Consider the following 16662-nt stretch of genomic DNA (forward strand, 5'->3'; position numbering starts at 1 on the left):
ACATGATCACCGGCCTCTACACCGCGCTGGCCGACTCGATCCCCATGATCTGCGTGACCGGGCAGGCCCCCGGCACGACGGCCCGCGCCGCGCCGCCGGGCTGATCGAGGAGCTGATCCGCGCCCGTACGGCGCCGCTCACCGGAGGCCGGCCGTGAGATCCGAAGAACTACTGGACGCGCCGTACGCCGACGTGCCGACGATCCCGGCGCCCGTCGACGTCATGCCGAGCCTGATCGCGGCCGGCCGTACCGCGCCGGTCGTCAGGGTCGGCTACTACGGGGGCACCGCGTGGGCGGTCACCGACATGGAGCTGGTGCGCGCCGCCCTCACCGACCGGAGGCTCAGCAAGGACATCGAGCTCACCCCCGAGTGGATGCGGGTGCCCGGCGTCATGCTCGGCTCGCAGCCGCGCGCCGACGTCGCTCGTACGATGGTGATGAGCGAGGGCGCGGAGCACGCCCGCATCCGGCGGCTGCACGCGCGGATCTTCACGCCGCGCAACGCCGAGAAGTGGGGCGCCCGCCTGGAGGTCCTCGCCGAAGACCTGCTCGACGAACTCACCGGCGGGGCCGGCAGCGGCGGGGCCGGCGGGGCGGGCGAGGTCAACCTCGTCGAGCGTTACACCTACCCGCTGCCGCTCGCGTTCATCTGCGACATGCTCGGCCTGCGGCCCGGGATGCGTGCGGTGATGCGGCAGGCCACCGACGCCATCATCTACTCGCCCTCGCAGGAGACGCGCGTCGGCGGCGTCGGCGCGCTGGCCGGCGCGGTCGCGGGCTGGGCGGGCGATCCCGGCCCGCTGGACGACGGGCTGATCACCGGTCTGCTCGACGCCGTCGACGGCCAGGAGGCGATCACCGTCAACGAGGTCGTGACCTGGACGGTCGGCCTGGTGATGGCGGGCTACGAGTCCACGGCGAGCCTCATCTCCGCCGGGATCCTGGAGGCGCTGCGCCGTGGCGGGCACGAGCGGCCGCGTACGCCGGGGCAGATCGACGCGTGGATCGAGGAAACGCTGCGGGTGCACCCGCCCTTCCCGCACGCCACCTGGCGGTTCGCCACCGAGGACATGGACCTCGGCGGCTACCTCATCCCCGCGGGCGCACCCGTGCAGATCAACGTCGCGGCGGCCAACCGCTGCCCGCACAGCGAGAACGCCGGTGACGACACCGACGAGTTCGACCCCAAGGCGGGCCGCGGTCACATCAGCTTCGGGCTCGGCCACCACTACTGCCTGGGCGCGCCGCTGGCCCGCCTGGAGGCCCGGATCGCGCTCACCGCGTTCCTCCACCGTTTCCCGAACGCCCGGCTCAGCGAGGAGAGCGAGGTGGGATGGGAGTCCGAGTGGATGACCCGTCGCATCAACGTCCTGCCCGTCGTGCTGGGACGACCCACCCGAACCCGGAAGGGATGACCCCCGTGGCCGCGACCTCAGAATCCGTCCTCGCCCTCGCGATGCTGCCCGAGCACGAGGCGTACCCCGCCGTGGCCGCCCTGGGCCCCGCCGCGATCGCCGAGATCGTGCTGGCCGAGGTGGCCGCGCTGACCGGCGTGCTGCCCGGCCCGGAGGAGAAGGTGCCGGTCCAGTTCGACCTGGGTTTCGGCGGCGCGCGGATCGGCTACGTGCTCACCGTCGGAGGCGGCGGCGCGGCGACCGTGGAGGCGGGCACGCTCGCCGAGCCGGACGTGGTGATCCGTCAGGACCTCACCGAACTGATCCGATCCGTGTACGGCGAGGCCGGAACCCACGTCGCCACCAGGGAGATCACCCTCAACGCCCCGGACGGCCCGCCCGGCTCCGACCCCACCGGGCAGCTCGCCCGCCGCCGCGCCAACGCCGTCGCCGCCGCCCGGTCGGCCTCCCGGGCCGCGACGCAGAACCCGGCCGGCCTGACCGAGCTCGCGATCGGCACCGGCACCGACAAATGGGGCAGGCACTGGTACACCGCGACCTACGAGCGGCACTTCGACCGGTTCCGCGACGGCCGCGTGCGCGTGCTGGAGATCGGCTGCGACGGCGGCGAGTCGATGCGCATGTGGACACACTACTTCCGGCGCGGCGAGCTGCTCCGGCTGGACTCCAAGGACAAGGCGCTGATCACCCCGCCACGCGCGCGGTCGGTGTTCGGCGCGCAGGACGACGTGGGGTTCCTGACCCGGATCGTCGCCGAGCACGGGCCGTTCGACGTCGTCATCGACGACGGCAGCCACGTGAACAGCCACGTCATCACCTCGTTCGGCACGCTCTTCCCCCATCTGCGGGCGGGTGGCCTCTACGTGATCGAGGACCTCGGCGCGTCGTACTGGCCGGGATGGGGCGGCAGCAGCACCGAGCTCAGCTCCCCCGCGACGACGGTCGGGTTCATCAAGGAGCTGCTCGACGGGCTCAACCACCAGCAACTGGTACGCGACGGCGCCTACGAGCCGTCGCTCACCGACCGTACGGTGTCGGGCCTGTCGCTGTATCACAACATCGCGTTCATCCACAAAGGGCTGAACAGCGAGCGGGGCGCCCCCGCGTGGGTGACCCATGCCAAGTCCGCGCTGTTCCTGTGACCGGGGAGACCTGCGATGACGCGAACCTGTCCGCTCCCGGAGTTCCCGTTCGTCCGGTCGAGCGCGCTCGACGCCGACGCCCAGGGCATCGAGCTGCTCGGCGACGCTCCGGTCGTGCGGGCGCGGTACCGCGACGGCGGCGAGCTGTGGGTGGCGCTCGGCAACGCGACCGCGCGGCAGGTCGTCACCGACCCGCGCTTCTCCCGGCAGGCCGCCGTCGCGCCGGACGGCCCGAAGATCGGCAACGCCGTGCCGGACCTGCTGATCAGCATGGACGGCAAGGAGCACCTCGCCGCGCGCAGGCTCTTCGCCAAGGCGTTCACGCCGCGCACGGTGGAGCGCCTGCGGCCGTGGATCGAGGGCCTGGTCAGCGACCTGCTCGACGAGGTCGAGAGGGTGGGCCCGCCGCTCGACCTGGTGGAGCACCTCACCGCGCCGCTGCCGGTGACCGTGATCTGCCAGCTCCTCGGCGTTCCGTACGAGGACCGCGGCGACTTCATGGACTGGACGGACCGGATGCTCGGCGACACCGGCTACACCCCGCGGGAGATCGGTGAGGGCATCGGCCACCTGCAGACGTACATGCGCGGGCTGGTGGCGTACAAGCGGGACAATCCCGGCGACGACCTCACCACCGAGCTGATCCACGTCACCGAGAACGGCGCCCGGCTCACCGAGGACCAGCTCGTCAACAACCTGTTCCTGATGCTCGGAGCGGGCCACGACACGACGCTCAAGCAATTGTCGAACTCGTTGCTGCTGCTGCTGACGCGCCGCGAGGAGTACGTCCGGCTGTGCGAGCGCGCGGACCTCATCCCCAACGCCGTCGAGGAGCTGCTGCGCTACCTCCTGCTGTCCCCGACGGGAATGCTCATCCGCGTCGCGGTGGAGGACGTCGACCTGGGCGGGCAGCCCGTCCGGGCCGGGGAGACGGTCGCCGTGCTGCACCACGTCGCGAACCGCGACCCCGCGCTGTTCGCCCGCCCCAACGACCTCGACCTCGCCCGCGAGGACGCGATCAAGCACCTGTCGTTCGGCGCGGGCCCGCACTTCTGCCTCGGCGCCCCGCTGGCCCGGCTCGAGCTCGTCACGGCCCTGACCCAGCTCACCCGGAGGCTCCCGGGCCTGCGGCTGACGGTGCCGGCGGAGGAGGTGCCGTGGAAGGAGGGCGGCCTGCAGCGCGGACCGCTGCGGCTCCCCGTCGAGTGGTCACCCCGTGCCTGACCCGGATGACTTGTGCCTGACCCGGATGAAAGGAAACACCGATGATTGAGCTCCCGCTCTTCCCGTTCGTGCTGCGGGAAGCCGATGAGGACGACCCGATCGCGCTGAAGTTCCGGGAGAGCGGCCCGCTGGTGCGTGCCCTCACCGAGGAGGGCACCGAGGCGTGGGTGGCGCTCACGTACGAGACGGCTCGCCAGGCGATCACCGACCCCCGGTTCAGCAGGCCCGCGGCGTTCGAGGCGGAGTCTCCGAAGACGACGCCCGCCCAGGCGACGCCGGAGATGCTGCCGAAGCTCAAGAAGGAGGACCACACGCGGGTACGCCGGGCGATGCTCAAGGCGCTCACCCCCGCCGCGCAGGAACGGCAGCGGCCCGCGATCCGCGCGCTCGTCGAGCGGTTCCTGGACGGCTTCGGCACGAGCAGGCCGGTCGACCTGCTGGCCGCGTTCCTCACCCCGCTGCCCGTCACGATGATCTGCCGGCTCTACGGCGCTCCCGAGCAGGACTGGGACCCGTTCGTCAGATGGGCCGACCACATCCAGCAGACGACGTCGTTCACCGCCGTCGAGATCATGGAGTCGGCCGCCGAACTGCAGAAGTACGGCGAGGATCTGGTGCGGGCCAAACGCGCCGACCCCGGCGACGATTTCACCTCCGACCTGATCCGCATCGGTGAGGAGACCGGTGGCCTCACCAACGAGGAGATCGTGCAGAACCTGCTGCTGATCCTCGTGGCCGCGAACGACGCCTCGCTCAAGGAGATGGCGGTCTGCTTCACCGCGCTGCTCAAGCGCCCCGACCACTACGCGTGGCTCGTGCGGCACCCCGAGCACGTGCCCACCGCGGTCGAGGAGCTGATCCGCTTCTCCCGCCTGTCCCGTAGCGGCCTGCCGGTCCGGGTGGCGCAGGAGGACGTGGAGGTCGGCGGCCGGCTCGTCCGCAAGGGCGAGGGGGTCATCCCGCTGCACCATCTGGCGCACCGCGACCCGGAGGTGTTCGCGGATCCGGACCGGCTCGACCTCACCCGCCAGGAGGCGGGGCGGCACCTCGGTTTCGGTGGCGGCGCTCACTACTGCACGGGCGCCCCGCTCGCGCGCGTGATGATGCAGGAGGCGTTGAGCGGACTCACCACCCGGTTCCCCACCCTGCGGCTCGCGGTGCCGTGGGGGGACCTGGAGTGGCAGGAGGGCGGGCTGCTCCGCTCCCCCAAGGCCATTCCCGTCCAGTGGTGACATCCCTGTCCAGCAATTTCCATCCACGAGATTTCGGAAGGTCTTCCATGGTCCAGACGCGAACGAAGGGCGCGTTCGACGGCGTCTTCGACAAGGTCGCCGGCGAGTACGACACCGAGGGCGTCCTGTTCTTCAAACCCGTCGCGGAACGGCTCGTCACCCATCTCGGAGTAGAGGAGGGCGGGCAGGTCCTCGACGTCGGCTGCGGCCGTGGCGCGGTGACGTTCCCTCTCGCCGCGGCCGTCGGCCCCAAGGGCCTGGTGTTCGGCATCGACGTCTCGGTGGGCATGGTCGAGGCGCTCGGCGCGTCGGTCAAGGCGGCCGGGGTGCGCAACATCCAGGTGCGCCTCATGGACGGGCAGGACCCGGCGTTCGCGCCGCAGGACTTCGACGCGATCACCGGCAGCATGAGCATCGTCATGCTGCCGGACCTCGCCTCCGCGTTCCGCAACTACGCGCACCTGCTCAAGCCCGGCGGCACGCTGGCCTTCACCGCGCCCGACACCCGCAACCAGGTCGGCGCGTGGAAGTCCGGCCCGGTCGACATCGGCAGGATCGCCGCGGAGATCCCTGAGGAGGTGCTGCGCTCGCACCCCATGCTGGCCAGGCTGGTCAACGGTGACCTGCTCGATCTGTCGGCCGTCGCGGGCCTGCTGGCCGAGGCCGGTTTCGTCGACGTGGCCGAACACCGCGAGGAGGTCACGGTGGTCGCCGACACCCCTCACGGGCTCGTGCGCTGGACACAGCGGCATGGCATGCGAGCGGTGTGGGACGCGGTCCCGCAGGACCGCCGCGCGGTGGTCGAGCAGGCGCTGATCGCCGAGGCGACGGCGCAGGCCGACGCCGACGGCAAGGTCCGTTTCGGTTTCCCTGTCGCGTATTTCGTGGCGCACACCCCGCAGGCGGGCGCCGGCGGCTGCCCGTTCGCCTAGCCCCTACATCGTCATCGCCCTGGAGGTTCCCCGTGACCGTCGCCATCGACGCGCTCGACGAGCTCGCACGTCCCGAATACCGCAGGGACCCGTACCCGTTCCTGCACTGGCTGCGCGAGAACGATCCCGTGCACCAGACGAAGTTCGGCTTCTACCTGCTCAGCAGCTACGACGACGTGTTCTACACGATGCAGCACACCGGTACGGCGTTCACCGTGCCGGACGAGACCTCGATCTGGCGGGACATCCCGCCGGACAAACACCACCATCCGTCGATCAGCAAGCAGATCGCGGCGTTCGCGTCGAAGAACCACCCGCACTACACGCGGCTGCGGTCGGTCATGGCGCGCGACATGACGGCGGCGCGGGTGCAGAAGCTGCGCCCGCGGATCCTGGAGCACCTGGGCGACATCCTCGACGGCATCGCGCCGAGGCTCGCCGCGGGCGAGACGGTCGACCTGCACGCCGAGGTGTCCACCCCGCTCACCCAGTTCGTGTTCGCCGACCGGGTGGGTGTGCCCACCGAGGACAAGGAGTGGATCGCCGACACGATCGCGCTGATGATGCAGGCGCTGGTGACCACCGACGAGAAGGTCGTCCTGGCCGCCGACGAGGCCAGCGACGCGGTCGAGGACTACTTCCGGGCGCGGGTCGCCGAGCGGCGGGCCGATCCGCGGGACGACATGATCACCCGGCTGGTCAAGGTCCACGACGGCTACGCGCCCGAGGACGACAAGCTGCTCATCGCGATCCTCTGGATCATGTGGATGACCGGGTACGAGAGCACGATCTCCGGCATCGATCGCGGCATGCAGGCGTTCTTGTCGCACACCGAGTACCGCTCGTGGTGCGACGGGGACGACGAGTCGAAGGTGCAGGCGTTCGTCGAGGAGACGCTGCGCCACGACGGCGTCGTGCTGTACACGCCGATCCCGCGCATCGCGCTGGACGACGTGGACATGAGCGACGTCACGATCCCGGCGGGGTCGTCGATCCGCATGCTGCTCGCCGGCGCGAACCGCGACCCCGGCGTCTTCCCCGACCCGGACAGGTTCGACCCGAGCCGCAACACCCACCGCATGCTGAACATGGGCTACGGCATGTTCCACTGCAGTGGCGCGGCGCTGGGCCGCGCGGAGATGGCGCACGTGCTGACCGGTCTGCGGCGGCGGTTCCCGGCCCTGACCTCGGCCGGTGAACCGAGGTGGAGCGACATCATCGAGACGCGCATCGTCGAGACGCTGCCCGCCAGGCTGGCCTGACCCTCTGGAGGACCAGGTCCGTCGTCACCCGTGGAGAAGGGCGTAGCAGCGGTGAAAGCACTCGTACTCGCGGGAGGGTCGGGCACCCGGCTGCGGCCGATCACCCACACCTCCGCCAAGCAACTGGTCCCCGTCGCCAACAAGCCGGTGCTGTTCTACGGCTTGGAGGCGATCGCGGCCGCCGGGATCACGGAGGTGGGCCTGGTGGTCGGCGGCACGCAGGCGGAGATCGAGGCGGTCGTCGGCGACGGGTCGGCGTTCGGGCTGCAGGTGACGTACCTGCGGCAGGAGGCGCCGCTCGGCCTGGCGCACGGGGTGCTGATCGCCCGCGAGTTCCTCGGCGACGACGACTTCGTCATGTACCTGGGCGACAACTTCATCGTGGGCGGCATCAACGGCCTGGTGGAGCGGTTCGCACGGGCGCGGCCGGCCGCCCAGGTCATGCTCACCCGGGTCGGGGACCCGCGCCGGTTCGGCGTGGCGGAACTGGACGCGAGCGGGCGGGTCGTCGGGCTGGAGGAGAAGCCGGTCCGGCCCAGGAGCGACCTGGCGCTCGTCGGCGTCTACCTGTTCAGCCCGGCCGTGCACGCGGCGGTGGCCGAGCTCAAGCCGTCGTGGCGGGGTGAACTGGAGATCACCGACGCGATCCAATGGCTGATCGAGGCGGGCCTGCGCGTCGACTCCTCGGTGATCTCCGGCTACTGGAAGGACACCGGCAACGTCACCGACATGCTGGAGGTCAACCGGCTCGTGCTGGAGTCGCTGGACGCGCGGGCCGACGGCCGGGTGGACGGCGCCAGCGAGCTGATCGGCCGGGTGGTCGTCGAGCCCGGCGCCTCGGTCGAGCGGTCCCGGGTCGTCGGCCCGGCCATCATCGGCGCCGGCGCCCGCGTCCGCGACAGCTACGTCGGTCCGTACACCTCCATCGGGGCCGGATGCGTCATCACCGAAAGCGAGATCGAGTATTCGATCGTGCTGCCGCGGGCCTCCATCGACGGCGTGGGCCGCATCGAGGCGTCCCTGATCGGCCACGACGTCGAGGTCACGCCCGCGCCCCACCTCCCCCGGGCCCACCGTCTCGTGCTGGGCGACCACAGCAAGGTGCAGATCCGGTCGTGAAGGGCCCGGTGACGAGGGCGCGAACTCACCGATAGGATCTTCGCATTCTCGCTGAAGCCTGGTCAGCCGCCCGCCGCTACCGCTACGGCCCCGCGGCTGCCGTGATCGTCGTGCTCTACCTGGCCGCCGTGGTCGCGGCCATCGTGTTCTCCGCCGTCACCGGTGAGGTGGGCACCGCCTGGACGGTCGTCGTGTGGTCCCCGTGGCCCGGGCCGCCCCCGGGGTGGTCCGGAAACGGGTTCGTGCCGGCGTTGATCGGCTCGCTACGGGCCTGGATGCTCTGGCAGGTCCTGCGTGGGCCGGTCGTACGGGTGCCCCGTCCGCCGCAGGAGCGTGAGGCGGTCGCGCTGCGGCTTGCTCTCTACCTGGGCGTGGCCGTGAACCTGATCCCCTGGAGCCAGGGCGGCGGCCTGTACCAGGAGGTGGCGTCCGTCGTCTCCTTGGTCGTGCGGGTGGCGCTGGTGGTGCTGTTCGCGCTGGTCCTGACGGGGACGCTGCCCGGGTTCCGGACGGTGGCGCTCGCGCTGGGGGTGGTCGGTGTGGCGGGGGCGGCCCTGGGCCGGGTGCTGGTCCCGACCGCGACCTCGGAGGGCGGGCTGGGACCCGTGCCGGTGTGGCTGGTGTTCGAGGTGCTCGGGCTGGTGCGTGTCGCCTGGCAGGTGATGATGCTGCGCGGTCAGCGCGGCGACGGCCGGTGGAGCGCCGCCACCGTGCGCTATGGCGTGCTGGACCTGGTGGCCTTCCTCGCGCTGCTGGTCGTCAACGCCGTCAACTGGCGGATGTGGAATCCGCCGATCGAGGCCCTGGCCTTGGGGTGGGTCCTCGCGGCGCTGAACGTGTTCGGGCCGATCTGGTGGGCGCGGACGGCCCATGAGCTCGCGGACGACCGTCGGCAGCGGGTGGTCGCGGGCCGTTAGCGGGTGCTCGGCGGCGTCAGGGCCGTGGTCCATCCCGGACGGTCGGCGAAGGAGGTCGTCCATCGGCCGCTGCTCGCGGATCGGAACACGTGAGGCACGGTGACCGGCTCCGTTTTTCAGCGGGTGGTGAACGCGCCGCCGTTCACGTGGATGGTCTGGCCGGTGATGTGCCGGGCGCCGGGAGAGGCGAGGAAGACGATGGTCCGGGCGATGTCGTCGGGTGTGCCCGGCCGCTTGAGCAGGGTCTCCTCCACGAGCCTGCGGTGGCGTTCCTCGGTCATCCCGTCACCGAAGAAGTTGGTGCCGGCGACGTAGCCGGAGGAGATGACGTTGCAGGTGACGTCGCGGGGGCCGAGCTCGGCGGCCAGGGAGGCGTTCCAGGCGGCGAGCGCGGCCTTGGCGGCGCCGTAGGAGCCGCCGCCGCGTTCGGCGCCGATCGACCCGAGGCTGACGATCGCGCTACCCGGGGCGAGCCGGTCGCGGACCGCCGCCGTGGTGAGCACGGCGGTGAGCACGTTGGCGGAGACGCTGGACAGCCACTGCCGGGCGAGCGCCTCCAGCGGCGGAGCGCCCGCGTCCGGGGCGGCGGGCAGGCCACCGGCGGCGTTGACGAGCACGTCGAGCGACCCGGCCGGCTCCCCTGCCAGGGCGGCGACCTCCTCGGGGCGGGTGGCGTCGCAGGCCAGCCCGCGCACCCCCAGTTCCTCGGCCGCGGACTCGACGGTGTCCCGGTGGCGGCCGGTGATGACGACGTCGGCGCCGTCGGCGGCGAAGCGGGCGGCGACGGCCCTGCCGATGCCGCTGGTTCCCCCGGTGACGAGGACGGTTCTGCCCATGATTCCTCCTGACGGCTGATATGTTTAGACCTAAATATAGTGGAGGGTTCTCACAGCGGATGACCGACACCCCTACCAGCCCTGCGGAGATCGCGGCCGCCTGGCAGCGCGAGCGCCCCGGCACGCCGACCGACTCCATCGAGATCGTGACGCCGATCTGGCGGCTGGCCAAGATGCTCGCCGACGACCGCGCCCGCGTCCTGCGCGCCGCCGGCATCGACGCGGCCACGCTCGACCTGCTCTCCGTGATCCGCCGCTCCGGCCCGCCCTACCGGCTGAGCACCCGCGAGCTGGCCCGCCGCACCCTGGTGACGGCCGGCGCGATCTCGCAGCGCGTGGCCAGGGCCGAGCGTACGGGCCTGATACGGCGCAGCCCCGGCGACACGGGCCGCAAGAGCGTCGCGGTGTCCCTGACGGACGAGGGTCACGCGCTCATCGAACGATCGGTCGACTCGGTCCTCGGCCGCGAGGCGTCCCTGGTCGCCGGGTTGACCGCGGCCGAACGCGTCACGCTCGCGACGTTGCTGGAGAGGCTGACCATCGACGTCCGGCACCGGATGTCGGCCACGGCGCCGCCTCACACCTGATCAAGGGGCCGGCGGTTGTGCGTCCGGGGCAGGCTCGCCGACGGTCGGCGAGCCTGCCCGCCGGTCAGTTGCGCGCCTGGTCGGCGGGCTCGGACACGGACGGCTTGGATACGGACGGGTCGGGCACGGACGGGTCGGGCACGGACGGGTCGGGCACGGACGGCTCGACGGCCTGGCGGGTGTCGCGCCGGGACTTGAGCATGCTGGCCCCCGTCGTGACGGCGAGCACGGTGACGATGACGGCCAGCGAGATCCAGTTGTTGATCTCCGGGACCCAGGTGACGTGCTCGCCGCCGTTGATGAACGGCAGCTCGTTCTCGTGCAGGGCGTGCAGCACGAGTTTCACGCCGATGAAGCCCAGGATGATCGCCAGGCCGTAGGTGAGGTAGACGAGTTTCTCCACAAGCCCGCCGAGCAGGAAGTACAACTGTCTCAGCCCCATCAGCGCGAACGCGTTGGCCGCGAAGACCAGGTAGGCGTCCTGTGTGATGCCGAAGATCGCGGGGATCGAGTCGACCGCGAAGACCAGGTCCGCGCCGCCGATGGCGATGATGACGATGAACATCGGGGTCAGCATGCGGCGGCCGTCGTGCTTGATGGTCAGCCGTGAGCCGTGGTAGGCGTCGGTGACCGGGAACAGCCTGCGCACCAGCCGTACGACGCCGCCGTTGGGGTCGTAGTCCTCGTCGTCCTTGCTGCCGAAGGCGAACTTCCACGCGGTGTAGATGAGAATGCCGCCGAAGAGCCAGAACACCCAGCTGAAGCGCTGTACGGCCTGCGCGCCCACGCCGATGAAGACCCCGCGCATGACCAGCGCCATCATGATCCCGATGAGCAGCACGCGGTGCTGGTGGATCGCGGGCACGGCGAAGTTCGCCATGATGAGCATGAAGATGAACAGGTTGTCGACGCTCAGCGTGTACTCGGTGATGTAGCCGGTGATGTACGAGGCCGCCTGTTCATCGCCGCCGAAGATCCACACGGCTGCGCCGAAAGCGACGGCACAGCCGATGTAGAAGGCGATCCAGCGCGCCGACTCGGCGATCGTGACCTTGTGGGGTCTCCTGTTGACGATGATCAGATCGAGGAGAACGAGCCCGAGCAGAGCGGCGATGGTGGCCGCCCACAGCCAGGCGGGCACGGACATAGGTGGGGGCATAGCGCTCCTCCGACTTGGCGTTGGCACGTCCGTCGGAGGTCTTCTCCGCCCGCAGCGTCGCGGACCGACCGCGCCGGGCCCCGAGGGCGGGTCCGTGATGACGACGCGGCCGCGAAGGAGTACTCCCCTCCACTTCGCCTGCGATCATACATACCGAATGGGATAAGCCAACATCCCCCTGGTGAGGCCCTGGCTCGGCGCGGGCCGCCGAAGGGGCCCTCGGCGGCCCGGCCGGGCGGGTGCCGACGGACCCGTCCAGGTGCCGCACATTCATGTCGAAGGCAATGTTCGGTAGGGAAACCGGTGGAACGGCGCGGCCCGCCACATCTCCCTGGGAGGCCTTCGACACTTGACCTGCACGAGATAACTGACAACCCGGGAAAGGCCCAGAAAAGGGCCCAAGGAGGTGCCGAATCATGTCTCAGGGCGGATCCGCGGACAAGCAGACAATGGCGTCCAACGCGAAGCGGGCGCTGGGTCTGGATGAATCCACCAAAATATGGCACGCCACCGTCTCACCCTCTCCGGAAGGGGCCGCCGAGTTCGTCAACAGGCCCCCTGCGCAGGGCGCGGGGGAGGCCGCGTTCTCCAATCGCAGCGACGGCTCCGTGGACGTCTACTACTACCTGTGACGAACCGGCGTCTCACTCCTGCGCCGCCGGGAAGCGCGGCAGCGGGCGGATCAGCGGAGTGAGCGTGCGTACGGCGTCGTCCAGGGTGATCACGTCGCGGGTGGCGATCGGGACGATCTCGCGCGCGGCGACGTGATCGTGAACGTGCTCGCCGATGATGCGCCCACGCCGGTCATGCGGCCAGTACATGAGGATCCGGTTGCGCTTGGTGAACCAGTCGTCGGACGGCTCGATCGGGAAGCCCTGGGCCGCGAGCTCATGGCCGGTCATGTAGAAGTGGAACGAGGAGTCGGCCCAGAATCCGGCGTCGCTGACCGTGAGCACGGGGTCGTGCACGGAGAACATGTGGCCGACCTGCTGTTCGTAGAACGCCTGCACCTCCTTGCCGGTCAAGGTCACGCTGGCCCCGTCGAGGTCGAGGAAGTAGACCGGCTCCTCGACCATCATGTCGGGCGCGAACAACTCCGGCCAGCGGCCGGTGAGCTCCAGCAGGTAGTGGCGCCTGACGACCTCGAGGATGTGCCGGCGCAGGGGTTCGCGGGCGGTCCTGATGAGGGCGTCCAGCGCCCGGGGGATGTTGGTGAGATCTGCTTTGGCCATGACGGCCCCTTTCGCGTCCTGTCGTGGAAGGGCGCAGCGAGGAGGCGCCCATGCGTTAGGGCGTTCCATGCGGTTCCGCCCTTGGGACGTGTCGGGCTGCGATGGTGAGCCGGTCTCCGGCAGGAGGGTGATCCCGGTGTCCGGTCGAGCCGGACTCGTCAGGGACGGTTCGGATCCGAAGGGGGCGCGAACCGTACGGTGATGGACAGGCCGCCTTCGGGGCGTGCGCCGGTGCTGAGGGTGGCGTGGTGGGCCCGGGTGACAGCGTGGACGATGGCGAGGCCGAGACCGTAGCCGTCGCGGCGGCCGTGACGTTCGGGCGCCAGCCTCTGGAAGGGCTGGAAGAGGCGCTGGATCTGGTCGCCGGGGATGACCGGGCCGCTGTTGGTGACGGTGAGGGCCGCCTGAGTGCCGGAGGTCCGCGTGGTGACCTCCACGTGCCCGCCCGCGTGGTTGTGGCGGACGGCGTTGTCGACGAGGTTGGCGACCAGGCTTTCGATCAGTCCCGGGTCGCCGGCCGTCACCGCGGGCGTCAGGTGTACGGCGAGGTCGAGGCCGGCCTGCGCGGCCAGGTCGCGGCGGGAGGCGAGCACTCCTTCGACGACGTGGGCGAGGTCGAAGGTGTCCCGGCGGGTGAGGCCTCGCTCGCTGGTGGCCAGCGCGAGCAGTGCCTGGACGAGCCGTTCCTGGTGCGCGCCGAGGGCGAGGGCGTCCTGGCAGGCCGCGCGCAACGTGCCGGTGTCGGCGTCGGGGTCGGCGAGCGCGACCTCAAGGAGGGTGCGCAGCCCGGCCAGAGGGGTACGCAGCTCGTGGGATGCGTTGGCGACGAAGTGGCGCTGGGCGTCGAAGGAGGCTTGCAGGCGGGCGAACAGGTCGTCGAGGGTGTGACCGAGCTCGGTCAACTCGTCCGTGGGCTCGCCGAGGTCGAGGCGCCGATGAAGGTCTCCGGCGGAGATGACCTTGGCGGTGGCGGTGATGGCGCGCAGCGGCTGCAGGAAGCGGCCGGCGACGTACCAGCCGAGAGCCAGCGCGAGGGGAACCAGGAGGACGAGCGCGACGGCGGATCCCGTGAGGAGCTGGGGCAGGCCGATCCCGGGCCCGGTCTCGGTGATCACCCTCGACGAGGGGTGGTCCTTGGAGGTGGCCGCGTCGATGCTGGCGAGCGGGACGGCGACCATGACGAGCACGAAGACCCCGGCGGCGTAGATGCCCGCCGCGTAGGCGAGCGCGAGCCGCGTCTGCAGGGACCTGCCGGCGAGCCTCTGGGAGGTCATGCCGGTCCGATGCGGTAGCCGCCTTCGCGGATGGTCTCGATCACGGGCGGGTCGCCGAGCTTGGCCCGCAGCCGGTGCATGGTGTGCTTGACGGCGCTGCTGAAGGGGTCGGCGGCCTCGTCCCAGACACGCTCCAGCAACTCTTCGGCGGAGATGACCAGGCCGGGCACGGCCAGCAGGCATTCGAGCAGGGCGAACTCCCTGGGGCTCAGCTCGAGACGCCGCCCGGCCCGGAACGCGGTACGGCGGGCCGGGTCGAGGGTGATGTCCCCGCACGTCAGGGTGGGCGGCAGCGGCGGGGTGGCGCGGCGGGCCAGGGCGCGGACGCGGGCGACCAGTTCGGCGAACGCGAACGGCTTGGCCAGGTAGTCGTCGGCACCGAGGCTGAGCCCGTCAACGCGATCCTCGATCGTGCCGGAGGCGGTGAGCATCAGGACGCGGGTCTCGCAGCGGCCGTGGGCCAGCCGCCGGCAGATCTCGTCCCCGTGGACGCCGGGCAGGTCGCGGTCGAGGACCACCACGTCGTAGCGGACGGCGGCCAGGCGGTCGAGGGCGGCGGTCCCGTCCAGGACGACGTCGACGGCCATGCCCTCACGGCGCAGCCCCGTGCCGATGGAACGGGCGAGGACCTCGAAGTCCTCGACGACGAGGACCCTCACCGCCGCCCACCACCGGTCGTCGCGCGCACGGGGCGGCCGAACCTGCCGCCGGGTCGGGATGCCATGCCCGCAACGATGCCAGATCCCCGGTCGCAGCCAGGTCGCAGCCGCCGCGACCCGGCCGGAACCGGGTGCCGCGTACAACCGTCGGCATGAGTTCGTTCACGCCTCACCCACCCGGCCGACGGGCCGGCTTCGCCGCGTCACTGCGCGCGGAGTGGGCCACGTTCCGCTCCACGCGGGGCTGGGTGCTCACCATGGCGGCCTCCGTGCTGGTCACCGTGTCGCTCGGACTGCTGGTCGCCGGGGGCGCCCGCAGCGCCTGCGTGACCTACCGGGGCGAGGGCCCCTGCCCCGCGCCTCTGCTGGGACCCGACGGCACGGCGGTGAGCGACAAGTACTACTTCGTGCACCAGCCGCTCAAGGGAAACGGCAGCATCACCGCCCGCGTGTCGGACATGACCGGGCAGATGCGGATGCCGGACGCCGTACCCGGGGTGCGCAACGTCAAGGCGGGCGCGGTGCCCTGGGCGAAGGCCGGGCTCCTGGTCAGGCAGAGCCTCACGCAGGGCACGCCGTACGCCGCCGTCATGATCACCGGCGCTCATGGCGTGCGGATGCAGCACGACTTCACCCACGACGTGGCCGGCGGTCCGGTGCGGGGTCCGCGGTGGCTGCGGCTGACCAGGTCGGGCGACACCATCACCGGCTACGAGTCAGGCGACGGCGAGAGGTGGGCGAAGGTCGGCACGGTCGAGCGGGCCGGGCTGCCGGAGACGGTCGAGATCGGGCTGTTCGCCGCCTCGCCCGGCGCGGTGTGGGACATGGCGAGGGCCTTCGCCGAGGCCACCGCCACCTTCGACCGGATCACGCTGCAAGGCGCGAACGGTTCGTGGCGGCACGACGACGTCGGCGTCTCCTTGGGGCCCGACGGCAAGAGCCCGCACCATCCGGGCCGGGTCGTCGAGTCCGGCGGCAGGCTCCTCGTGACCGGCGTCGGTGACATCGGGCCGGCGACGGCGGGGGGCGGCCTGCGCGCCGACCTCATGCTGATCGGCGGGGGCGTCGGGCTGATCCTGGTGCTCGTGGTGGCGGTCCTGTTCTCCACCACGGAGCACCGGCGAGGGCTGATCGGGACCGGTCCGCCGCCGGCACGACTGCTGGCCGCCAAGGCGGTGGTGGTCGGCGCGGTCGCGTTCGCGGCGGGGCTGGTGACCTCGGGAGTGGTCGTCCCCGTCGGCCTGGCGCTGCTGCGTGCCCATCAGAACCCCATTCAGCCGATCACCCTGGTGACCGAGCTGCGGGTGATCGTCGGCTACGCGGCGCTGAGCGCGGCCGCCGCCGTGCTGGCGCTGGGCCTCGCCGCGCTGGTCAGGCGGGCCGTCATCGCCATCGTGCTGGCCGTCGCGCTGGTCGTCGCGCCCTACCTGCTGGCGTCCGTGGGGCTGGTGCCCTGGCTGCTGATGATCACCCCTGCCGCCGGGTTCGCGATCACGCAGAGCGTTCCCACGTTCGCGCACGTGGACGTGGACCTGTCACTGATCGGCGGCTACTACCCGCTCCCGCCGTGGGCGGGTCTGACCGTGACCTGCGGATATGCCGCCCTCGCCCTCGGGGCGGCGATCGCCGCGCACCGCGGGAAGGCGCCACGTCCGGTGCCGCCCACCTGAG

16 protein-coding genes are annotated in these 16662 nt (G+C 71.2%); 11 read left to right on the forward strand and 5 right to left on the reverse strand.

Annotated features, from left to right (window positions below):
• Positions 1–153: 153 nt before the first annotated feature.
• The 8 genes from AB0I15_RS33350 (at position 154) to AB0I15_RS33385 (ending at position 9244) form a co-directional block, all read left to right on the forward strand.
• Positions 154–1416 (forward strand): cytochrome P450, encoded by a 1263-nt coding sequence (locus AB0I15_RS33350; protein WP_358104110.1) that lies wholly within the window; start codon positions 154–156, stop codon positions 1414–1416.
• A 5-nt stretch (positions 1417–1421) separates the two neighbouring features.
• Positions 1422–2558 carry a class I SAM-dependent methyltransferase gene (locus tag AB0I15_RS33355; RefSeq protein ID WP_358104113.1) on the forward strand — a complete coding sequence of 379 codons (1137 nt, stop codon included), beginning with the start codon at positions 1422–1424 and terminating at the stop codon, positions 2556–2558.
• Positions 2559–2573: 15 nt separating this feature from the next.
• Positions 2574–3782 (forward strand): cytochrome P450, encoded by a 1209-nt coding sequence (locus tag AB0I15_RS33360; RefSeq protein ID WP_358104116.1) that lies wholly within the window; start codon positions 2574–2576, stop codon positions 3780–3782.
• Between the two features lie 41 nt (positions 3783–3823).
• Positions 3824–5014: a cytochrome P450 gene (locus AB0I15_RS33365; protein WP_358104119.1), complete on the forward strand. Its 1191-nt coding sequence runs from the start codon at positions 3824–3826 to the stop codon at positions 5012–5014.
• 47 nt (positions 5015–5061) lie between these two features.
• Positions 5062–5946, forward strand: coding sequence for a methyltransferase domain-containing protein (locus tag AB0I15_RS33370; RefSeq protein WP_358104122.1), 885 nt, complete (start codon positions 5062–5064; stop codon positions 5944–5946).
• Between the two features lie 32 nt (positions 5947–5978).
• The gene (locus tag AB0I15_RS33375; protein ID WP_358104125.1) at positions 5979–7208 is read left to right on the forward strand and encodes a cytochrome P450; all 1230 of its coding nucleotides are present in this window, start codon (positions 5979–5981) and stop codon (positions 7206–7208) included.
• Between the two features lie 51 nt (positions 7209–7259).
• Positions 7260–8327, forward strand: a complete 1068-nt coding sequence (locus AB0I15_RS33380; protein ID WP_358104128.1) for a glucose-1-phosphate thymidylyltransferase — start codon at positions 7260–7262, stop codon at positions 8325–8327.
• A 101-nt stretch (positions 8328–8428) separates the two neighbouring features.
• Positions 8429–9244, forward strand: a complete 816-nt coding sequence (locus AB0I15_RS33385) for a hypothetical protein (protein WP_358104131.1) — start codon at positions 8429–8431, stop codon at positions 9242–9244.
• A 116-nt stretch (positions 9245–9360) separates the two neighbouring features.
• On the opposite strand, the gene AB0I15_RS33390 is transcribed toward AB0I15_RS33385, so the two are convergent.
• The gene (locus AB0I15_RS33390) at positions 9361–10080 is read right to left on the reverse strand and encodes an SDR family oxidoreductase (protein ID WP_358104134.1); all 720 of its coding nucleotides are present in this window, start codon (positions 10078–10080) and stop codon (positions 9361–9363) included.
• A 59-nt stretch (positions 10081–10139) separates the two neighbouring features.
• Between AB0I15_RS33390 and AB0I15_RS33395 the strand changes: the two genes are divergently transcribed.
• Complete coding sequence (locus AB0I15_RS33395; protein WP_358104137.1) at positions 10140–10667, forward strand: MarR family transcriptional regulator; 528 nt, start codon at positions 10140–10142, stop codon at positions 10665–10667.
• Between the two features lie 64 nt (positions 10668–10731).
• Here AB0I15_RS33395 and AB0I15_RS33400 read toward each other — a convergent pair whose 3' ends face one another.
• Positions 10732–11814 carry a TerC family protein gene (locus AB0I15_RS33400; RefSeq protein ID WP_358104140.1) on the reverse strand — a complete coding sequence of 361 codons (1083 nt, stop codon included), beginning with the start codon at positions 11812–11814 and terminating at the stop codon, positions 10732–10734.
• A 461-nt stretch (positions 11815–12275) separates the two neighbouring features.
• On the opposite strand from AB0I15_RS33400, the gene AB0I15_RS33405 reads away from it, so the two are divergent.
• Positions 12276–12458, forward strand: a complete 183-nt coding sequence (locus tag AB0I15_RS33405; RefSeq protein WP_358104143.1) for a hypothetical protein — start codon at positions 12276–12278, stop codon at positions 12456–12458.
• A gap of 12 nt (positions 12459–12470) precedes the next feature.
• Here AB0I15_RS33405 and AB0I15_RS33410 read toward each other — a convergent pair whose 3' ends face one another.
• From AB0I15_RS33410 to AB0I15_RS33420, 3 genes are all read right to left on the reverse strand, one after another.
• The gene (locus AB0I15_RS33410) at positions 12471–13058 is read right to left on the reverse strand and encodes a hypothetical protein (RefSeq protein ID WP_358104146.1); all 588 of its coding nucleotides are present in this window, start codon (positions 13056–13058) and stop codon (positions 12471–12473) included.
• A gap of 158 nt (positions 13059–13216) precedes the next feature.
• A complete protein-coding gene (locus AB0I15_RS33415; RefSeq protein ID WP_358104149.1) occupies positions 13217–14332 on the reverse strand; it encodes a HAMP domain-containing sensor histidine kinase in 1116 nt (371 codons plus the stop codon).
• The gene (locus AB0I15_RS33420) at positions 14329–14991 is read right to left on the reverse strand and encodes a response regulator transcription factor (RefSeq protein ID WP_358104152.1); all 663 of its coding nucleotides are present in this window, start codon (positions 14989–14991) and stop codon (positions 14329–14331) included. The genes AB0I15_RS33415 and AB0I15_RS33420 overlap by 4 nt, the downstream gene beginning before the upstream one ends.
• Before the next feature lie 152 nt (positions 14992–15143).
• Between AB0I15_RS33420 and AB0I15_RS33425 the strand changes: the two genes are divergently transcribed.
• Positions 15144–16661 (forward strand): hypothetical protein, encoded by a 1518-nt coding sequence (locus AB0I15_RS33425; RefSeq protein WP_358104156.1) that lies wholly within the window; start codon positions 15144–15146, stop codon positions 16659–16661.
• Position 16662: the final 1 nt, after the last annotated feature.

This window comes from Nonomuraea sp. NPDC050643, from assembly GCF_040654715.1.
Taxonomy (GTDB): Bacteria; Actinomycetota; Actinomycetes; order Streptosporangiales; family Streptosporangiaceae; genus Nonomuraea.

Excerpts from the sequence above, each read along its gene's own strand:
- AB0I15_RS33360 (WP_358104116.1), top strand. The coding sequence starts at position 2,574 with ATGACGCGAACCTGTCCGCTCCCGGAGTTCCCGTTCGTCCGGTCGAGC.
- AB0I15_RS33365 (WP_358104119.1), top strand. The coding sequence starts at position 3,824 with ATGATTGAGCTCCCGCTCTTCCCGTTCGTGCTGCGGGAAGCCGATGAG.
- AB0I15_RS33370 (WP_358104122.1), top strand. The coding sequence starts at position 5,062 with ATGGTCCAGACGCGAACGAAGGGCGCGTTCGACGGCGTCTTCGACAAG.
- AB0I15_RS33390 (WP_358104134.1), bottom strand. The coding sequence starts at position 10,080 with ATGGGCAGAACCGTCCTCGTCACCGGGGGAACCAGCGGCATCGGCAGG.
- AB0I15_RS33395 (WP_358104137.1), top strand. The coding sequence starts at position 10,140 with ATGACCGACACCCCTACCAGCCCTGCGGAGATCGCGGCCGCCTGGCAG.
- AB0I15_RS33400 (WP_358104140.1), bottom strand. The coding sequence starts at position 11,814 with ATGTCCGTGCCCGCCTGGCTGTGGGCGGCCACCATCGCCGCTCTGCTC.
- AB0I15_RS33405 (WP_358104143.1), top strand. The coding sequence starts at position 12,276 with ATGGCGTCCAACGCGAAGCGGGCGCTGGGTCTGGATGAATCCACCAAA.
- AB0I15_RS33410 (WP_358104146.1), bottom strand. The coding sequence starts at position 13,058 with ATGGCCAAAGCAGATCTCACCAACATCCCCCGGGCGCTGGACGCCCTC.
- AB0I15_RS33415 (WP_358104149.1), bottom strand. The coding sequence starts at position 14,332 with ATGACCTCCCAGAGGCTCGCCGGCAGGTCCCTGCAGACGCGGCTCGCG.
- AB0I15_RS33425 (WP_358104156.1), top strand. The coding sequence starts at position 15,144 with ATGAGTTCGTTCACGCCTCACCCACCCGGCCGACGGGCCGGCTTCGCC.